We start from the raw sequence: 19,054 nt of genomic DNA on the forward strand, positions 1-19,054 counted from the left end.
TTACCATCCCGGATTTTGTTTCAGATTTGAATTGAGCGAAAGCTCCTGAGTTGGTATCGGCAGCAGGTAGAATTTGTCATTCCAGTTCCTGGCGGTGATATTGGGATATATCCGGATATAGTTATTGGCATCCACAACAATGCTGCTGACCTGGTTGGCAGGATATTGTGCCCGTAAGGCCGGCGTCAGTTTCATTCCTAATATCGTAGCCGGATTGTTGATCAGTGTACCGGCGCGCCATCTTTTTATATCATCCAGGCGGAATCCTTCGCTACCGAGTTCTACGCGGCGCTCCCTGCGGATCTCGTCAATCAATACCGGCAGCGATGGGAAATCTGATTGAGGATCTTTAACCAGCGTTGCCAGCGTCATGTGCGGCATAGTCACTCTGTCACGTAACAAATTAATGGTTTTATCGAGCACATCCTGCGTGCAGGTGCCCAGTTCAGCCCTGGCTTCAGCTTCTATAAGCAAGATTTCGGCGTATCTGAATATGAAAAAGTCGTATTCTGATTGATTTGCATTCCACGCGGCCAGGCTGTTTGAGCGTCCCTTAATGGGTTGATAACCGGTAGAAGTAACCGTGGTTCCGATGCGCGGAAGTGTAATCAGGTCACCGGCAAGGAAATCAAAGCCGCGGGTTGCTATCTGCTGTTTATAACGAGGATCGCGATTGGTCGCTTCATCATCGGGAGTGTTGTCTCCTTTATATAAGGGACTACGTGATATCGGCAAACCGTCTGAGCATAAGATTGAATTTACAAAATCCTTGCTGTAGCCATCGCTTGACTGGCCTAACTGGCGGTCAACATCGTTGGTTAGGATATTGAGTTTGTACTTCGCGGCCAGGATGCTTTCCTTATTGCCGGTCAGATCTGTTTGTATAAACAGATTATAATAATCTGATTGTGGGTTTCCGGTGGTGTAGAGGCCGAACTGATTGGAGCTCATCAGCTGTTCAGCAGCGTCAGATGCCGCCTGCAAATAGCTGGTTGCATCACCGACTCCGGAATATTTGCGATAAGTGCCTTCCCATAAACAAACCCTTGCTTTAAGTGCAAGAGCAGCGTACTTGTTCAATCGCCCGTCGGTAGCGGTTACCGGCAGGTTGGCTACAGCAAAATTCAGATCCTTCAACACCGAGTCCATTACCTGCTTGTGCGGCATCCTGGCACCATACAAAGCAGATTTGGAGGTATCTACCAGATACCGGTTGATATAAGGAACATCGCCGAAAGCTTTTACTTTTTTCCAGAAATCATTAGCCCTGAAAAACAGCGTTTCTCCAACATAAATGTTTTTGGTTGCAGCAGCCAGATCGGCCCTGTTGTAATTCTCTAAAAAAAAGTTACATGCCCTGATAAGGCTGAAGTCCCACTCCGTGCCTGATCCGTTTACATTTCCCGTGCCTCCGTTACTATTGTTGCTGACAGCGTTCGAATTGAAATCTACTGTTGTGCCGTCTGAAGTGTAGTTGTGGAGCGCCTGTCCGGGTACTGTATAAGTACCAGCCAATAATGAATTGATTGATGCATTGGCTTTATCGTCGGAGTTATCGTCCAAACGCTGAAAGTTTTGAATAGTGAGTGCGGGGTAATATTGGTTGCAATATAATTGCAGGTCCGTTTCATTTTTGAAAAACTTTTGCGGCACAATGCTGCTGAGCGGCTGACGATCAAGAAAGCTTTCCCGTTTGCAGGAAGCAACGGCTAACGTTGCTGCTAAGGCTATATATAAGGTGAATTTATTTTTCATTGATTTGTTTTTTTGATTCCTAACGATGCTAAATAGGGCAATGCGGCTTAAAAAGTAGCCTGCAGTCCGAATGATAAAGACTTGTTAAGCGGGTAAGTACCAAAATTGGTTGCCGTTTCCGGATCGTAGTTTTTGTTCAATGATGTGATGGTAAACAAATTCTGGCCGGTTACATAAAAACGTATTCTCTGCAATTTGATTCTTTTGGCCACTGCTGATGGCAAACTGTAGCCCAGAGTGAGCTGCTTAATGCGTGCATAGGCTGCATTCAGAATATATTTATCCTGGCTTTGTTCGTTACCACCGCCTGCAAACCGGATGCGCGGAAAGAACGCATTAGGATTGGAGGGTGTCCAATAATCGGTTGACAGTTGTGACGGAATGCTGTATTCATCATCCCTGAATGCGTAGAAAACGTATTCGTTGGGATAGAAATCCTGCTTCAGCACACCCTGAATAAAGGTTGCAAAATCGAAGTTCTTGTAAGAAAGGTTAAGGTTAAACCCGAATTTGTAATGTGGCGTGCTGTTACCAATCAATGTCTTGTCGCCAAGGTTACCCAGGGTATTATCTCCATAGGTGATTTTACCGTCGTGATTCAGATCGCGGTATTTAATGTCGCCGGCAAGCCATTTGTAGCCCGCAAGCGCCGAATTGTCAACAGTGGCAGCTTCTGCATCTGTTTTATAAAAGCCGTCGTTAATATACCCGTAAATATCGCCCAGGTCATGACCCACGATAAAATCGTTAATGCTGTTGGTTGGATTGCCATTATATTTAATTACCCGGGTATTTGAACTATTGGAAACCCCAAGTGTCATGCTATAGTTCAGTTGATCATCAAATAACTTATCGCGCCAGTTGATGCTAATTTCCCAGCCATGAGAACGTACATCGGCCGAGTTAGAGGGTGGGATAGGTGCACCAAGTGTAGAAGGAGCCTGCTGGCCTGGTACCAGAATATCCTTGATATTTGTTGTAAAATAATCAAATGAACCATTCAGCTTGTCATTGAACAGGGAGTAGTCAAGACCGATATTTTTGGTTTGAACTTTTTCCCATGTAAAAGACTGGCTGATTAGCCCCGGCGCGGCGGCGTATACCCCCTGCTGTCCGTTAATAAGGTAATTGGCAAGCCCGGTTGGTTGCACTGCAATATAAGGATACTGGAAGTTGGCTGATGCCAATGAAGGGCCGAGCATATTGAGGATTTGCCCGGTTGCACCGTTACCCGGGGCCAGCTGGTTAGGCAGTTGACCATATGATGCGCGTAGCTTCAGTTGGTTCAGTGTTCCTTTGATCCCTTCCATAAAAGACTCCTCCGAAATATTCCAGCCTACTGAAGCTGAAGGAGAAAAAGAATAGCGGCTGTTTGGCTGGAAACGTGATGTGCCGTCATAGCGTGCATTTACCTCAACCAGGTATTTGTTGTCATATATATAGTTCAATCGCGAAAATGTGCCTACCAGCGCATATTCGGTTTCAAGCCCGGCAACGATTGGCTTACTTGAATTGTTGAGTCCGATTGATGGTACCGTTGGGTCAATCAGGTTGTTTGCGAAAGATGATCCCAGCACATAGTGTTGATACTCCTGGTTGTAACCCACCAATGCCTTCAGGTAATGTTTTTTACCAAAGGTATTCTCGTAGGTTGCAAAGGCATTCAGCGCATTGTAATTGTTATTGGTCTTGTTTTCGATAACCTGCGACGGATTGGTCCATGGGTAAATATCCAGGAATGTTCCATCTACGCCGTATTCATTGAAGGGAATCAAATTCGCTTTGCGGAAACCGGATAGGTTATTCCATGTGTAATCCACATTTACCATTAAATGGTTCACTGGTTTAAGGATTAGGCGACCTGTTGTCCAGAAGTCGTTTTGCTGGTTAATGTCCCGGCCCGACAGTGCGTTCACCGCCATCGGGTTAGTATAATTTCCCTGGCCAGCGAAATGGCCATTGCCATCCGGGTTGTACACAGGCATTACAGGAGGGATATTGGAGTAAAGCCAGGCGCCGCCCTGGTTGATCCGCGTTGCGGCAGGTTGGTTGTTGTCGGTATGGGTCAGTGACATGTTTAACCCTACAGAAACCCACTTAGCGAGATCGGTATTTAACTTTAATGTAGGGGTGTATCTTTGGTACACCTGATGTGCCGATTCCTGCAAACCGTCTTGCCGGAAATAGCCCATGCTGGCAAGGAAAGTAGAGTTGCCCTGCCCGCCTGATACCGAAATATTATGTTGCTGTTGCGGTGCCCATCCCGGAAACAGTACTTTGTTCCAATCTGTATTGCCTACATAACGATACTTTTTAGGATTGCCCGGGTCCGGGTATCCTGTAGGGTTGTGGGCCGGATCATTGAAATATGCGACAGCCATCGTCGAATCTTGTTGCGTGAAAGGGCTTGTGGTGTAGCCGCCGCTTGCCAGGCCAGTACGGTTAGCATCGTTAAACATTTTGATGTATTGCAGCGAGTTCACCTGGTCAACCAGTTGGGTAGGACGGGAAATGGTATATGATCCCGAATAACTTACCCGGGTTTGACCGGCCTTGCCTGTTTTGGTGGTGATGAGTATTACACCGTTGGCGGCACGGCCACCATATATTGCTGCAGACGCGGCATCCTTTAAAACGGTTACACTGGCTACATCATTAGGGTCGATCAAATTTGGATCACGTGCGACACCGTCAACCAATATCAACGGAGAAGTGCTTGTTGGCAGTGGTTTGGCTGTTCCTGTGGATGTTGAGGTGCCAAGCGTTGTGGTTCCCCTGACATTATATGTTGCGCCGGTTCCGGGTTGGCCGCCATTCAATGAAACATTCAGGTTGGGAATAAGCCCTTCCAGTGCATCACCAAGGTTCACTACCGGGCGGTTTTCTAATTTATCGGCGTTCACTGTTGCCACAGAGCCTGTAAGGTTCACCTTTTTCTGCGTACCATACCCCACAACAACTACTTCACTTAATCCTTTAGCAGATGGTTCGAGGGCGATGTTGATAGCGTTTTGGTTGTTTACGGCTATCTCCTGTGTAAGGTAACCGATATAAGTTACCACCAATGTTGCGTTTTCAGGCGTTGATAACGAGAATTGACCGTTCACGTCGGTAGCAACCCCGTCGCGCGCGCCTTTGATGCGGATGGAAACACCGATAAGTGGTTCGCCGGTCGCCTTGTCTGTTACTTTACCCTTAACAGTGATATTTGCGGCAAGGTATTGTTGCTGCTCCGGCGCCGGCTGCTGCGCGGTTTGTGGTTTTGGCACTATGAGGATGTAGTTATTGCGTTGTTTATACATCAGGTCGGTGCCATTCAGTATTTGCAGTAAAGCCTGTTCAACGGTGTACTTTCCATTCGGTAAGGTTACTTCACTATAAGCCTTGAGTTGTTCATCTTTATAAGCAAGCCTGAAATCCGTTTGCTTCTCAATTTGTTTCAGCGCCTGTTTGAGCGTCATGCTCATTGCCTTTTTTGCAATGATGCTCACATCTTTTATGGTTTGCCCCTTCGTTACGCTGGCAAAAAGCATATTACAGCAAACCAATATAACGGTTAAGGTAACGGTGGTGTACCTCATAATGGTCAGAAGTGTTTTTAATGGAATGATGCCCTTTGGAGGCAGGAAAAAAAACTTATGTAGTAAAAATTTCATAATTTTACTTTGATTTTAAGCGGTTTGCGAAACTTGTTTAATCTCATTTGGGCCGCGGAACTGGTACTTCCGTTACCCTGCGAAAATGCCGTTGCGGTTGGCGCTGCAACGGTTTTTTTATTGACTTGGTGTTGTTCCTAATTTATCTTTTCATGGCTCCTTTCACTGTTTGGGTTTACAATAATTGTTAGTGTTGTTGTATCCTGATCTGCCTGCCGGTACGCTGATAGCTGAAACCGGAAAGCTCGCCCAGTACCTTCAGTACCTGGTCTATATTTTCATGATCGAGGAAAGTTGCCGAGAAACGTTTGTCAGTCAGTTTCGGACGGACGGACTCAATAGCGATCTGTACGTCAAACCAGCGTTCAATATCCCCGGCCGCTTCTCTTAATGACGTATTGTTAAACGTCAATTCACCGGTCATCCATTTCAATTTAGAAGCATCTACACGTCTGGTACTCGCGATGTTGCTTTTAAACGAATAATTCATGGCCTGATCCTGAACAAGTACGCTTAACACTTTTTCCGGGGTGCCAACACTGACTTTTCCCCGGGCTACTGTTACGCTCATGGTACTGCCATAAGCCTTAATGTCGAAAGCTGTTCCCAACACCTGTGTTGATACTTTACCGGTATGGATGATAAAAGGCCTTGCCTTGTCATGTACTACGTCAAAAAAAGCTTCTCCCTGTAAATAAATCTCTCTTTTATCGGCATCGAAAGTGACAGGGAATTTAATACTGCTTCCGGAATTTACCCAAACCATCGATTTGTCGGGTAATTGCACCTGGACTTTTTTACCATAAGGAACCTTACGAACGGTATACAATGGTTGTGGTGCTTCGGACTTTCTTTGCAAATAATGCCAGGCAGCCACACTACTAACCGATAATAAAAGCGTGCCCGCTGCCACCGACAGCCATCTTCGCCAGTTTACTACTTTGGCGCTTTGTTGGTTCACACTCTCCATGAATTCCGGGCTACCGGTGATTTGCTGAAAAATAAAATCCTGCCTTTGTTGGTCAAAGAGGTGCTCCTCGTTAACCTGCTCCCAGATCTTTTGAAGTATCGGATTAAGCTCATCGTTGGTTTGGGCAGTTGTAATGTAGGCCATTAGCTCATCATAATCTTCCCGGCTGATCGTATTCTCAGTATAGGCATTAACCAAAAATGCAAGATATTCTTTATTCACGTTTTTAAATTTTGCCGGCACAAGTACAGGCGATAATTGGTAATTTAACAGGTAATACATCTTTTTTTAACGGGAGGACTACCCAGGCCGCAATTTTTTTTAATTATATCTGCAAATGCGGGATAATTCGATGGAGATATCAAATCTGAAAAAATGATGAAGTTTATGGCAAAACACCTTTTCTTATACCCATTTTAACAAAGTGTTATTTCTTTATTATTAAATGTTTTTTAGATTTGATAAAAACTAACCGTTAGTTACCTCTGTCAGTGAAGAAGTTAGAAAGCATGGATGATCTATATGCAGCACGTTTGAAACGGGCAGATCAGGTGGCTTTTCAAATGATTTACCGCATTTACAGCGCCAGGCTTTATAATTTCGCATTCAAGTTCCTGAAGAGCAAGGAATTAAGTGAAGAAGTGGTACAGGAATCTTTCCTTAACCTTTGGTTGAACCGCGAAAAATTAAATGAGGCTTATCCGGTAGGGCCATACCTGTTTTCTATAGGAAGGCGCGTTACCCTAAATACTCTTAAGCAATGCAGCCTGACAAAATCTGGTCTTGAAAAACTTTGGCAATCGATTACGTATGCTCATAACGAAACAGAGGAAGCGGTTGAAATAAACAACCTGCTTGAATTTGCCGAATCCGCTTTCTGTAATCTTCCGGCACAGCAACAACTTGTTTTCAGGCTGAGCAGAGAAGAAGGGCTATCCTATGAAGAGATTGCCGATAAACTCCAAATTTCGAGGAATACGGTAAGAAACCATTTGGTTGCCGCTCTCAAGAATCTTAAGAATCAATTTGCGCAGTCGGATATAGTTTACTTGCTTATAATTCTGCCATTTTTGTTGAAGTAGCTTGTTTTTCAACGTTTACCACGACCCACTTCTGCGATAATGGTTCCGTGTCAGAGATTATCTCCTGCTTTCCGCCGTGTAAACAAAACTGTCGGCCTTATAATAGCCAAGGCTATATTCCACGGGCTATCTCCCTGGTCATAAACAAACCGTTTAATGATATAAACGTTAACAAAGCCCAATGCTTTAGTCGGCGTTTTTTATATTCCCATGTTAATGTATCAATAATGTTAAACAAAGATTTGGTAACCGCTCCATAACATAAAGTTTACGTCAGTGCCGGATATTCGCCGCGGATAAATGGCAGCGGGATATGCCGGTTATCCTCAAATCTCTGTTAGTGTATGGGTAAAACTTTCCCAGTTTCGTACCGTACCTTTTCAAAAAATATTAAGCAATTAAAAGAATTTATAAAATGAATTCAAGAAGAGACTTTTTAAAAAAAGCTGCTTTATTGTCGGGCAGCGCCGCTGCTATAAATATGTTGCCGCCTGTGATACAGAAAGCACTGGCTGTAAATCCCGAGCCGGGCAGTACTTTTTATGATGCCGAGCATATTGTGTTCCTGATGCAGGAAAACCGCTCGTTCGATCACCAGTTAGGTACCCTTAAAGGTGTACGTGGATATAACGATCCCCGCGCCATCAACCTTCCCGATAAAAATAAAGTTTGGCTGCAAACCAATGAGAAAGGCGATACTTACGGACCTTTCCATTTAGATGTAAAGGATACCAAAATAGCCTGGATGGGTTCACTGCCGCACGGCTGGAGCGATCAAACCGATGCCATGAATAACGGTAAATACGATAAATGGCTTGATGTAAAAAAAGCTCGTAATAAAAACTTTGCCGATATGCCCCTAACCATGGGCTATTGCAACCGTGCCGATTTTCCTTTCTATTACTCGCTTGCCGATGCTTTTACGGTATGCGATCAAAACTTTTGCTCAAGCATAACCGGTACCCATCCTAACCGTTATTACTGGATGACAGGCACCGTACGCGAGGCCAATAAACCTGAAGGCATTGCCCATTTATGGAATATTGACAATTATAACTATCCGGTATTAAACTGGACAACCTTTCCCGAGCGTTTGGAAGAACACGGTGTAAGCTGGAAGGTTTATCAAAACGAACTGACCATGGGTCTTGATTTTGGTAACGAGCAGGAAGCCTGGTTAGGTAATTTTGGTACCAATGTACTGGAGTATTTTGAGCAATACAATGTGCGCATGCATGAGGGTGGCATTGCCGGTTTGCAATCAAAAAAAGAGAATACCTTAAAACAAATTGCCGATCTTGAAAAACAGCCCCAGGAGGGTAGGGTTGTAACCCGTCTTACAGCCGCGAAAAAGTTGTTGGCCAATATTGAACTGGCCCAGGCTAAATACACCAAAGAAAACTTTAACAACCTGCCTAAAACACAGCAGTCGTTAAATAATAAAGCTTTCACTACTAATATCAGCAATCCTGATTATCACAGCCTCGAAGCGCTTGAGTATGATGACAACGGTACTAACCGTAAACTGAATGTGCCTAAAGGCGACGTATTTCATCAGTTTAGGGAGGATGTAAAAAATGGTACACTGCCAACAGTGTCATGGCTGATGCCGCCTGCCAATTTCTCCGATCATCCGGGCGAGCCATGGTTTGGCCCCTGGTATGTAAGTGAAGCTATGGAGATCCTATTGCAAAATCCTGAAGTTTGGAAGAAGACCATATTCGTGATCACTTATGATGAAAATGACGGCTATTTTGATCACGTACCTCCGTACATAGTACCAAACCCTTATAAAGAACACACTGGCAAAGTATCGGCAGGGATCGATCCAAAACTTGATTTTGTTACCAAAGAACAGCAAACCAACCCTTCGGCAACAGATACTAATATCCGCGAAGCTGCTATTGGTTTAGGTTACCGTGTACCGATGATCATCGCCTCGCCATGGACACGCGGTGGCTACGTATGTTCGGAAGTATTTGATCATACCTCATCGATACAGTTTGTTGAAGAGTTTTTGGCGAAGAAACTCAACAAAAAGGTAAAAGAAGAAAATATTACCGAATGGCGTCGTACCATTTGTGGCGATCTTACATCGGCATTCCGCCCTTATAACGGTGAGAAAATAGATGGTCCTGTATTTTTAGAGAAGAAACAGTTTATTGAAGATATCCACCAGGCGCAGTTTAAGGATATCCCGGCAAACTTTAAAAAGCTATCGGCTGCCGAAATTGAGCAGATCAATACAGATCATACCCAATCGCTATATTTTCCCAAACAGGAAAAAGGCGTTAAGCCATCGTGCGCGCTGCCTTATGAGTTGTACACCAATGGCCATTTTAATAAAGCGAACAATACTTACGAGATAGCTTTTAAAGCTGGTAACAAAGTGTACGGTCAACGCTCAGCAGGTTCGCCGTTTAGGGTGTATGCTGTTAATCCGTATCAAAAAGAACAATTGCGCGCATGGGATTACAGTGCCGCCGCCGGTGATACTTTAACCGACGAGTGGAAGATAGGCGATTTTGAAAATGGTGCTTACCATCTAAAGGTTTATGGCCCTAACGGTTTTTACCGTGAATTTTCGGGTAATAATAACAACCCACAAATCAAAATAACCTGCGATTACGAGGCAAGCCGTTTAAACGCAGCTAAGCTTACGGGTAATGTGGTTATTAATATTACTAACCAAGATAAAAAAGCGCATACCGTGGTGATCAGCGATAAAAGCTATAAGGCACAAGCCCAAACCCAGGTAATCCCTGCAGGCGGAAACGCAAAGTTGGTTTTAAACGTGACTAAAAGCCACAACTGGTATGATTTGGGTGTAACGCTAAAAGGGTTCGATACTTTTGAAGAGCGTTTTGCAGGGCGTGTTGAAACGGGCGCGCCAACCAAAACCGACCCGTTAATGGGTGGCGTTGTTTAATTATTGACGAAGGGTTAATTATTAATGTTCTCCGATCTGTTATATGATCAATCAGTCTGACAAAGAATTACTGCAGGATATCGCCCTCGGAAATGAACAGGCTTTCCAGATGCTGTTTAACCGGCACTGGAAAAGCCTGTTTTCATTTGTTTACCGCTTAACCCGCGATGAAGACCATACCAAAGATATTTTGCAGGACGTTTTTTTATATCTCTGGAAAAACAGGGAAAACCTGTACGCCGGTGATTCTTTTTTACCTTACCTCAATACGGTTGCCCGCAGCAATGTAATGTCGGCATTCAGAAAAGATAAAGTGCGTTTGCAGGGAGTAGAAGTATTATCCGAAGCTATAAAGCTATCTGATAATAGCGATGAGCAATTGTTGTTAAAAGAGGTAACCCTAACCGTTGATGCCGAGCTTTCAAAAATGCCGTTTAATATGCGGCAATGCTTCAGGCTGAGCCGTTATGAGGATAAGTCCATTCGTGAAATTGCGGCTGAGCTGAAGCTTTCGGAGCAAACCGTTAAGAATAATATCTCCGAAGCACTGCGCAGGTTGCGGATTTCTGTAGAGCAGGGCTCGTTGATTTACCTATCTGTTTTGGTAGTAAATGCAGTGTTGTAATTGTTAATAGAAGCTTAACTATTTATTAAAGTACTTTTTGACTTTTCGGGCGCTATGCTATGGAATGAAGAGTAAAAAGTACGAGGCGCTAAAACGCCTGTTTGAGCAATACGAAGATGGATCAATTCATCAGTCGCAAAAAGAAATAATTGACGATTGGTTTGATCAGCACCACAATGGGGAGATTGTTGATCTGCTCAAAGAGCCGGAACATGAAGCACGGATCTATAATGAGTTAAGCCTACGTATTATGAAACCGGTAAAACCGGTTGGTATAGTCCGCAAGCTTAGCCAGACTGGCTGGTTTCGCGCCGCCAGTATCGTTTTATTAGCAGGCGCCATCGCCGGGATATATTACAAAAAGCGTGATGCTGGTATTGACAAACCTGCATTGGCATTTCAAACATACCAAACCAAAAATGGTCAGGTTCAAAAAATTGAACTGGAAGACGGTTCAGTGATCTGGCTCAATGCGGCTACAACCTTAAGGGTACCTACGCCTTTTAAACAACGGTCAATTTATTTAGATAGGGGCGAAGCTTTTTTTGAAGTTAAGCACGATGCCAATAACCCTTTTACTGTTACAACCGGTAACTTCGTTACCAGCGATATCGGTACTTCTTTTAACATCAGGGCATATCATCCGGAAACCGAATACCGGGTTGAAGTAGCCTCCGGCGAAATAACTGTTGAGCGTTTGAACAGCTCAGGCAAACCTGAAATTTTAAACCGGTCAATTCGTCAGGGGCAAGTATTGGCTTATAGTGCAGCTGTTCATAAGAGTCAAATACTATTAAAATCTCCTGAACTGATACAAGGCTGGAAAACAAACGGAACACTTTATTTAGACAAGCTCACCCTGCCACAGATAGCAGAAGAACTTTCGCGTCATTTCAATATCCGGGCAATCGTCAAACGTCCGGAGCTTGATCTGCATCAATATAGTATAAATCTCGGTACTATGGATCTCAGCACCTCGCTGCGTGAACTAACGTTGCGTACCGGCATGAGCTATGAGCTTACCCCTAACAGTTTAATCATTAACCCTTCAGCAAGCAACATGAAATAAAAGAAAATCAATAAACAAAAAAAGCCGGAGGTGATCCCGCACTTCCGGCTGCAAAAGCGGGCGCTGTAGCAGCACCAGCCTATTTAATTAACTTGTCAAAATTAATTATCGCAACTAAATATGCAGCTTTTTATCCAATTAAGAAAAAAAATCCTGGAAAGAAATTTCCTTATCCAAGTCCCGATATCACTTATGGTGATACTATTTTTAACAACAGGTAACGCGGCCTTTGCCCAATCAACAGATGCATCCATTTCCGGCCAGGTAAAGGATGCTAAAGGCGCGGCTATGCCCGGTGTAAACATCTTAATTCAAAATACCTCAAACGGCTTCCGCTCGTCGGGTGTAACCAATAACGAGGGTAAATATACTTTCCGTCAGTTGCCTTTAGGCAGGCAGTATGTAGTTAAAGCTTCTTTTGTAGGTTACGATTCGCAGGTTAAAAACGAAATTTCGATTAACCAGGGCGATAGGGTTATCGTAGATTTTTTAATGTCGAACAACACCCTCGGCCTGAAAGAAGTTGTAGTTAAGGCCAACACCCTAAGCAGCCGTAACGACCGTTTGGGCGGCAGCACCTCTATCAACGCCCGTACCATTCAGCAGATCCCGGCGCTGAACCGTAATTTTACCAATCTGTTATCGCTTGCACCAACATCAAACGGTGGGTCGGTTAGCGGCCAGTTGCCATCATCAACCAATTATTTGATCGACGGTACCAGCGCCCGCAGTAATCTTACATCGGGTGCGGTAGGCAGTGGCCCTTACTCGCTTTCGTTAGAGGCTATCCGCGAGTTTGAGGTATCAACAAATATTTATGATGTATCGCAAGGCCGTGCGGGTGGTGGTACCGTGAGCGCGGTTACCAAATCGGGTACCAATACGCTTACAGGTTCGGCTTTTGATTATTACCGTTCAGATGCTTTGGCCAGCCCCTATGATATCCGCGGTAACAGGCGCGAACAAAACTTTACTACAAATCAATACGGTTTTAGTTTAGGCGGCGCCATTGTTAAGGATAAATTGTTCTTCTTTACGGCTCTTGATCGTCAGGAGCAGTCGGCGCCATTTTACATTGCCGATATCAAGTCAGACGCTGATGCTATATCCCTGCGCATCAGTAAGGGCATGTTAGATAGCGTTATCAATATCGGCCGTGCAAAATACGGTTTGGGCAGTGGACCGCAAGTTGGCGAGTTTCCGAGAAAAACAACCGCCAATACGTTTTTTGCCCGTATCGACTGGCAGATCAACGATAAAAACCGTTTAACCATCAGGAACAATTACAGCGATTGGAACAATCCGAACAGTACAGATGATAACTCAAACATTAATCTGTTTGAAACCTATGGTAACTTCAAATCGCGCGAAAACACTACGCTGGCATCCTTACGTACACAGTTTAGTTCCAGCTTTTTGAACGAGTTGAAATTGCAATGGCAAAGCGCTAAACGCGATTATACGCCAAATAATCAACTGCCGTCGGCAAATATTCCGCGTGCTATTGTTACCGTGCGTTCAACCCTGCCAAACGGAACCATCGGTAGTACTTCGGTGCAATTAGGCGGTCAGCGTTTTACACCGGAGAGCGACCTGGAAAACCAACTGCAATTGGTGAACACCAGTTACCTCACTAAAGGGAAATACAACTTTACCTTTGGTACCGATAATACGCTTACCTACCTCAATACCTATATCTCGAACGAACAAAACGGCAGGTTTATTTTTAACAATATTAAAGAGTTTGACGACCTGAACCCAACCCGATTTGTGCGTGAAGTGCCTATCGACGGTATCCCATCGGTACAACAATATGTTTTAAACCTATCTGCTTTCGGCCAGGTGCAGTTTGAACCGGTAAAAAACATCAGCGCCACTTTTGGCTTGCGTTGGGATTTAACCAGCTATTTAACCAAAGGCGATTATAACCCGGTTGTTGATAAAGCTTTAGGTTTAAGAACAGATGCCAATCCAACCGATTGGAATAACTTTCAGCCAAGGGTACAGTTTTCATGGGATGTGCAGGGTAAAAAGACTGATATTATCCGTTTAGGCGGCGGTATTTTTTCGGCCAATCCAATTAACTATGCACAGGTAAACAATATCCAAAACAGCGGTACCAAAGTTGCCTCAATTGATATCACGAGGCCAAATACCGGTACCAACCTGGTTCCTAAGCCAAATTTCCCGGCTTACCGTAACGATCCGTCGACGGCTCCCGGCCTGATTCCCGGCGCGCCAACGGTATCAACCATCAACCTTAATGATCCGCATTTGCAGATCCCAACCATCTACAAAGCCAACTTAAGCTATAACCACTTATTTGGCGATTATCTGCGTTTAGGCGTAAACTTCCTGGTGAGCCGTACCACCAATAACTATGTTTATTTGGATCGTAACCTTGTTGATCAGCCTTATTTTACGCTTTCAAATGAAGCTAACCGCGGGGTGTTTGTACCGGCAAATACCATTTCATCTGCAGGTGTTACCGATAACGTTCAGGGGCGTAAAACGCAACTGGTTGGCCGTACCCTTATTTTAACTAACGGTGCTAAGCTAAACCAGCAGGCTTTTGTATTTGATGGCGATTTTCGTTACTATAAAGATGGCTTCCTGTCGTTCAGCTACACCTGGAACAATACAAAAGATAATACATCATACAACGGTAACGTAGCCAATACATCCACGTTTCGCCCAATCAAATCAGATCCGCGCGATTTGAGCGAGATGGATTATTCGGATAACCAGTTCAGGAGCAAAATTGTGGTTTACGGTTCAACCCCAACCTGGAAAGGTTTCTCATTCAGTGGCAGGTTTACCGGCAGCGGTGGTACCCGTTATTCATTAACTGTTGATTCGGATATCAACGGCGACTTTGTTGGCGGCCCCGGCACCGATAATGACCTGGCCTTCGTATTTGATCCAAACAACCCGAACACCCCGGCAGCTGTAAAGGCTTCGATGGAAAAAGTGCTGAACAACCCGGATAACCGTGCTAAAGATTACATCAGGAAAAGTATCGGAAAAATTGCCAACAGAAACGGTGGCAGCAACCCTTTTTCGGGTACGTTTGATGTTAGGCTGGCAAAAAGCTTTCATACTTATAAAACCCAGCAGCTTACCATCACTGCCGATGTGTTCAACTTTGCCAACTTGCTTAACAAAAACAAAGGTGTTAACTATAACCTTGGCCAGCAAACCTTATACACGGTTACCGGCTTTAACCAGGCATCTAAACAATACAATTATCGTGTAAACGAAAACGTGGGCGTAACAACTGCAAACGGTACACCATACCAGATTCAATTGGGCGCACGGTATTCATTTTAATACAATGTAAACAAACAATAAAAACAATTATCAAAAGCGGGCAGGTTTTACCTGTCCGTTTTTGATGTTTAAATTAAAGCTTATGAAAAGACTCTTACCCACTTATTCCATTGCCGAAAACATATTGCCTTGTAATGCCCGGTAACACTAAATGGTATGTTTAAGTTAAGGTGTTTTTTGTTTTGGGTTATGTTCCTGTTACCTTATTTGCTTTTGGGGCAAACAACCAAAAGTAGTTTGTCTGGTATTATCAGTGATCCCAATAAAGTAGTAATAGAGGGGGCTGTGGTGCACATTACCTATATGCCCGCCTCAACACAATATGGTTGTTCAAGTAATAAAACAGGCCGCTTTTACCTGCCCGATCTTAAGCCTGGTGGCCCGTATCAAATTGAGATTTCCTGCACCGGTTATGAGCCTTTCCTGCAGCAAAACTTTTATCTGACGCTGGATGAACCCGAAGTACTTAATGTAATTTTAAAAAGCAAACAAACCCAGCTCTCCGAAGTGCACGTAAACGCATCTCCTTTAAACCGGCCGGTTTTAATAACAGCGCAAACCGGGCCGGCCACAAAAAGCAGTATGCAAAACATAAGCGGCTTACCTACTATTAAAAGAAGTATTAATGATTATATCAGGCTTACACCCCAGTCTTTCGGGCCGGCTATTGCAGGAGGAAATTACCGGCAAAACTTCATTACGATTGATGGCTCAGAATTTAACAATAATTTTGGCGTGGGCGATAATTTGCCTGGCAACGGTGCCCAGCCCGTATCACTGGATGCAATTGACCGGCTTTCGGTAAACGTTGCACCCTTTAATGCCATTTGGGAATCGGGCTTTATCGGCAGCACCATCAATATAACAACCCGAACAGGTACCAATCAAACAGAAGCATCTGTTTATCGTTTTTACCGAAATCAAAACAGCTATGGGTATCGCGCCGGAAATGCCTCATTTGATAAAAAAGATCTGTCATACCACCAGGACGGAATCCGGATTGGTGGCCCGCTGGTAGCCAATAAGTTATTTTACTTTTTAAGTGCCGAGAGTGAAGTCGAAAAATACAATCCGCAGCAATTGATCCCCGCTACAAATGATATGCCCTACGGTAGTGGGCCTAACACTGCCCGACCAACAGTTACCGAACTGAACGAAATAGGCAATTATCTGCGCAATACTTATAGCTACAACCCGGGCAGTTACAGTAACTACGAGTTTGAAAATAAAAGTTATAAAATATTGGGGCGGATAGATTGGAATATAGGTGATAATAACACGTTCAGCATCAGGTATAACCAGCTAAGCAGTACCCGTCCCGAATTGGTTAACGGTTCGCGCAGTCCTTTAACCGCTTTTCCGGCAGGGGCGGGGCGACGCAATATTAATGCTTTGCCTTTTAGCAATTCTAACTTCAGCACCAAATCTAATTTTTATTCATTGGCTGCCGAGTGGAACGCTAAACTCAAATCAGGCGTTTACAATACGCTAAGAGCATCGTATACCCGGCAGTACGAGCCCAGGCAATCGGATAGTAAACCGTTTCCTTTTGTTGATATTTTGAAGGATGGTATCCCATTTACCTCATTTGGGTATGAGCCCTTTACTTATGGAAACAGCCGGAATGTAACTTTGGCTTCGCTCATTGATTATATTAACTGGAACCACAATAAAAATAACTGGCTGGCTGGGGCGCAGGTTGATTACAGCCGCACCAGCAATACCTATATCCCTTTTGGCACAGGGTACTATACTTTTGCATCCTGGGATGATTTTGCATCCGGTAAATCGCCGGTTGACTACGCTATTACTTACTCTACGATTCCGGGTACGGCGCAGCCATCATACAATTTCAAATACGCCAACCTGGCGTTGTTTGCTCAGAATACGATTATACTTGGCAAGCGTTCAAGCATTACTACGGGGTTCAGATTTGATATTCCATGGTTCCCGGAAGGCCTTGCCGAAAATGAAGGTATCGCGAAGCTTACGTTCGCCAACGGTCTGCATCTTCATACTTCACAATTACCATTTGTATCGTTATTATTATCGCCCCGTATTGGCTTTTCGGCTTATCTTGGGGCTAACGAAAAACTTCGCCTGCGTGGCGGAACAGGCGTTTTTACGGGTCGCATTCCTTTTGTATGGATCATTAGTCAGGCCAGGTACTCGGGTTTGCAACAGGTAACTCAAACCTGGCAGGGCAAGCAAAATACGCCCGGCCCGTTCAGTCCGGACCCACAACGGTATGTGTCCGACGTTGCTGTGCAGCAGCCAGGCTTACCTGCAATTACCAGCGTTTTATCAAAAGAATTTAAAATGCCGCAAACCTGGAAAAGCAGTGTTGGCATTGATGCCCGTTTACCAGCAGGATTTATAGCCACTACCGAACTGCTTTACAATAAAGATATTAATGCTATAGTTTTTAATGATGCTAACCTCGTAGCCCCCAGGCAGCTGGATATTGCAGGTTACCCGGATAACCGTTTGGTGTATCCGGCAGCCAATAGCCGGCGTTTTATTAATCCTTTAAATACTGCCGGAAAGCCTGACGTTAATGGTAACTCGCCCTTTAACGCTGTAGTGGTAAGCAATTCATCAAGGGGGTATTACTGGTCTGCAACGTTTCAACTGGAACGAAGGTTTATAGGCGGTTTTTCTATGTCGGCAGCTTATATCAAAAGCATGGCAAAAAACCTGAATGATGGCGATGGCGACCAAACCTTATCGGCTCTGTATGCCAAACCAACTGTTAATGGCATCAATACACCCGAATTGGGTTATGCAGGCTATGTGAGCCCGAACAGGGTAGTTACTTCGCTTATTTATCGTAAACGCTATCTTAAAAAATTTGGAATAAGCGTCGGCCTGGTTTACCAGGGAGCTGTCGACGGACGTTTTTCTTATACTTATGCCCAGGATTTTACACACGACGGTACTAATAAATCATTGATATATGTGCCGCGCAGTCCGTCGGAAATTACTTTTGTTCCGTTAACAGTAAACCAACCGGGTAGGATAACTTATACTGCAACCCAGCAAAGCGAGGCATTTTTCAAGTATATTGACCAGGATGCGTACCTGCGTACCCGTAAAGGTAAATATGCCGAGCGGAATGGCGCAATGTTACCCTGGCGAAATCAGTGGGACCTTAAACTTACCCACGATTTTATCCTCAGCGATAAAATTGTTAAACATACCCTCCAGCTATCATGGGATATTTTTAATATTGGGAACCTGCTTAATAAAAACTGGGGATTGAAAAAGCTGGTGAATGCCAGCTCCATTTTAATGCCGGCAAACCTCGCCGATGTAAGGCCTGGCGGCAATACTAAGCCAACGTTTCAACTGGCTACTGTAGGTGGCCGGTTGGTAACTGAAACGTTTAAAAATGACGTTAGTTTAAATTCTACTTACTCGATGCAGGTAGGGATACGATATTTATTTAATTAGATTTATAAGTTAGGGTAGGAATTGACTTTTTGAGCCCTGATGGTTTGTTTGTCAGCTGCCCGCCAAAACTCATACCAGTTAACGGACGAGCTACAGCGTTGGTTTTTTACTGTTGCAGGAGAATATTATACATTGTATTGAGGAGAGTCGCAAATCACCCTCACATTTGGCGCTAATGCCCCCGA

The 19,054-nt window shown here is 44.2% G+C and carries 9 protein-coding genes; 6 read left to right on the forward strand and 3 right to left on the reverse strand.

Annotation, left to right across the window (positions count from 1 at the left end):
* The 3 genes from DUL71_RS02880 to DUL71_RS02890 form a co-directional block, all read right to left on the reverse strand.
* Positions 1-1,755: a RagB/SusD family nutrient uptake outer membrane protein gene (locus DUL71_RS02880; RefSeq protein ID WP_114936641.1), complete on the reverse strand. Its 1,755-nt coding sequence runs from the start codon at positions 1,753-1,755 to the stop codon at positions 1-3.
* Between the two features lie 47 nt (positions 1,756-1,802).
* Positions 1,803-5,411, reverse strand: coding sequence for a TonB-dependent receptor (locus DUL71_RS02885; protein ID WP_114936642.1), 3,609 nt, complete (start codon positions 5,409-5,411; stop codon positions 1,803-1,805).
* Between the two features lie 187 nt (positions 5,412-5,598).
* Complete coding sequence (locus DUL71_RS02890; protein WP_114936643.1) at positions 5,599-6,663, reverse strand: FecR family protein; 1,065 nt, start codon at positions 6,661-6,663, stop codon at positions 5,599-5,601.
* A 209-nt stretch (positions 6,664-6,872) separates the two neighbouring features.
* Here DUL71_RS02890 and DUL71_RS02895 point away from each other — a divergent pair, with 209 nt between their 5' ends.
* From DUL71_RS02895 to DUL71_RS02925, 6 genes are all read left to right on the forward strand, one after another.
* Entirely contained in the window at positions 6,873-7,463 is a 591-nt protein-coding gene (locus DUL71_RS02895; RefSeq protein ID WP_114936644.1) for an RNA polymerase sigma factor, read from the forward strand.
* 415 nt (positions 7,464-7,878) lie between these two features.
* Complete coding sequence (locus tag DUL71_RS02905; protein ID WP_114936645.1) at positions 7,879-10,392, forward strand: phosphocholine-specific phospholipase C; 2,514 nt, start codon at positions 7,879-7,881, stop codon at positions 10,390-10,392.
* Between the two features lie 43 nt (positions 10,393-10,435).
* Entirely contained in the window at positions 10,436-11,017 is a 582-nt protein-coding gene (locus tag DUL71_RS02910) for an RNA polymerase sigma factor (RefSeq protein ID WP_114936646.1), read from the forward strand.
* 64 nt (positions 11,018-11,081) lie between these two features.
* Positions 11,082-12,086: a FecR family protein gene (locus DUL71_RS02915; protein ID WP_114936647.1), complete on the forward strand. Its 1,005-nt coding sequence runs from the start codon at positions 11,082-11,084 to the stop codon at positions 12,084-12,086.
* Between the two features lie 192 nt (positions 12,087-12,278).
* A complete protein-coding gene (locus tag DUL71_RS02920) occupies positions 12,279-15,416 on the forward strand; it encodes a TonB-dependent receptor (RefSeq protein WP_244228688.1) in 3,138 nt (1,045 codons plus the stop codon).
* Positions 15,417-15,572: 156 nt separating this feature from the next.
* Positions 15,573-18,869, forward strand: a complete 3,297-nt coding sequence (locus DUL71_RS02925) for a TonB-dependent receptor (RefSeq protein ID WP_114936649.1) — start codon at positions 15,573-15,575, stop codon at positions 18,867-18,869.
* Positions 18,870-19,054 lie beyond the last annotated feature (185 nt).

This window comes from Mucilaginibacter endophyticus (assembly GCF_003351025.1).
Lineage (GTDB): Bacteria > Bacteroidota > Bacteroidia > Sphingobacteriales > Sphingobacteriaceae > Mucilaginibacter > Mucilaginibacter endophyticus.

What these genes read in the sequence shown, in the direction of transcription:
- DUL71_RS02880 (WP_114936641.1), bottom strand. Translation starts at nt 1,755, where the DNA reads ATGAAAAATAAATTCACCTTATATATAGCCTTAGCAGCAACGTTAGCC.
- DUL71_RS02885 (WP_114936642.1), bottom strand. Translation starts at nt 5,411, where the DNA reads ATGAAATTTTTACTACATAAGTTTTTTTTCCTGCCTCCAAAGGGCATC.
- DUL71_RS02890 (WP_114936643.1), bottom strand. Translation starts at nt 6,663, where the DNA reads ATGTATTACCTGTTAAATTACCAATTATCGCCTGTACTTGTGCCGGCA.
- DUL71_RS02905 (WP_114936645.1), top strand. Translation starts at nt 7,879, where the DNA reads ATGAATTCAAGAAGAGACTTTTTAAAAAAAGCTGCTTTATTGTCGGGC.
- DUL71_RS02910 (WP_114936646.1), top strand. Translation starts at nt 10,436, where the DNA reads ATGATCAATCAGTCTGACAAAGAATTACTGCAGGATATCGCCCTCGGA.
- DUL71_RS02915 (WP_114936647.1), top strand. Translation starts at nt 11,082, where the DNA reads ATGAAGAGTAAAAAGTACGAGGCGCTAAAACGCCTGTTTGAGCAATAC.
- DUL71_RS02920 (WP_244228688.1), top strand. Translation starts at nt 12,279, where the DNA reads ATGGTGATACTATTTTTAACAACAGGTAACGCGGCCTTTGCCCAATCA.
- DUL71_RS02925 (WP_114936649.1), top strand. Translation starts at nt 15,573, where the DNA reads ATGTTTAAGTTAAGGTGTTTTTTGTTTTGGGTTATGTTCCTGTTACCT.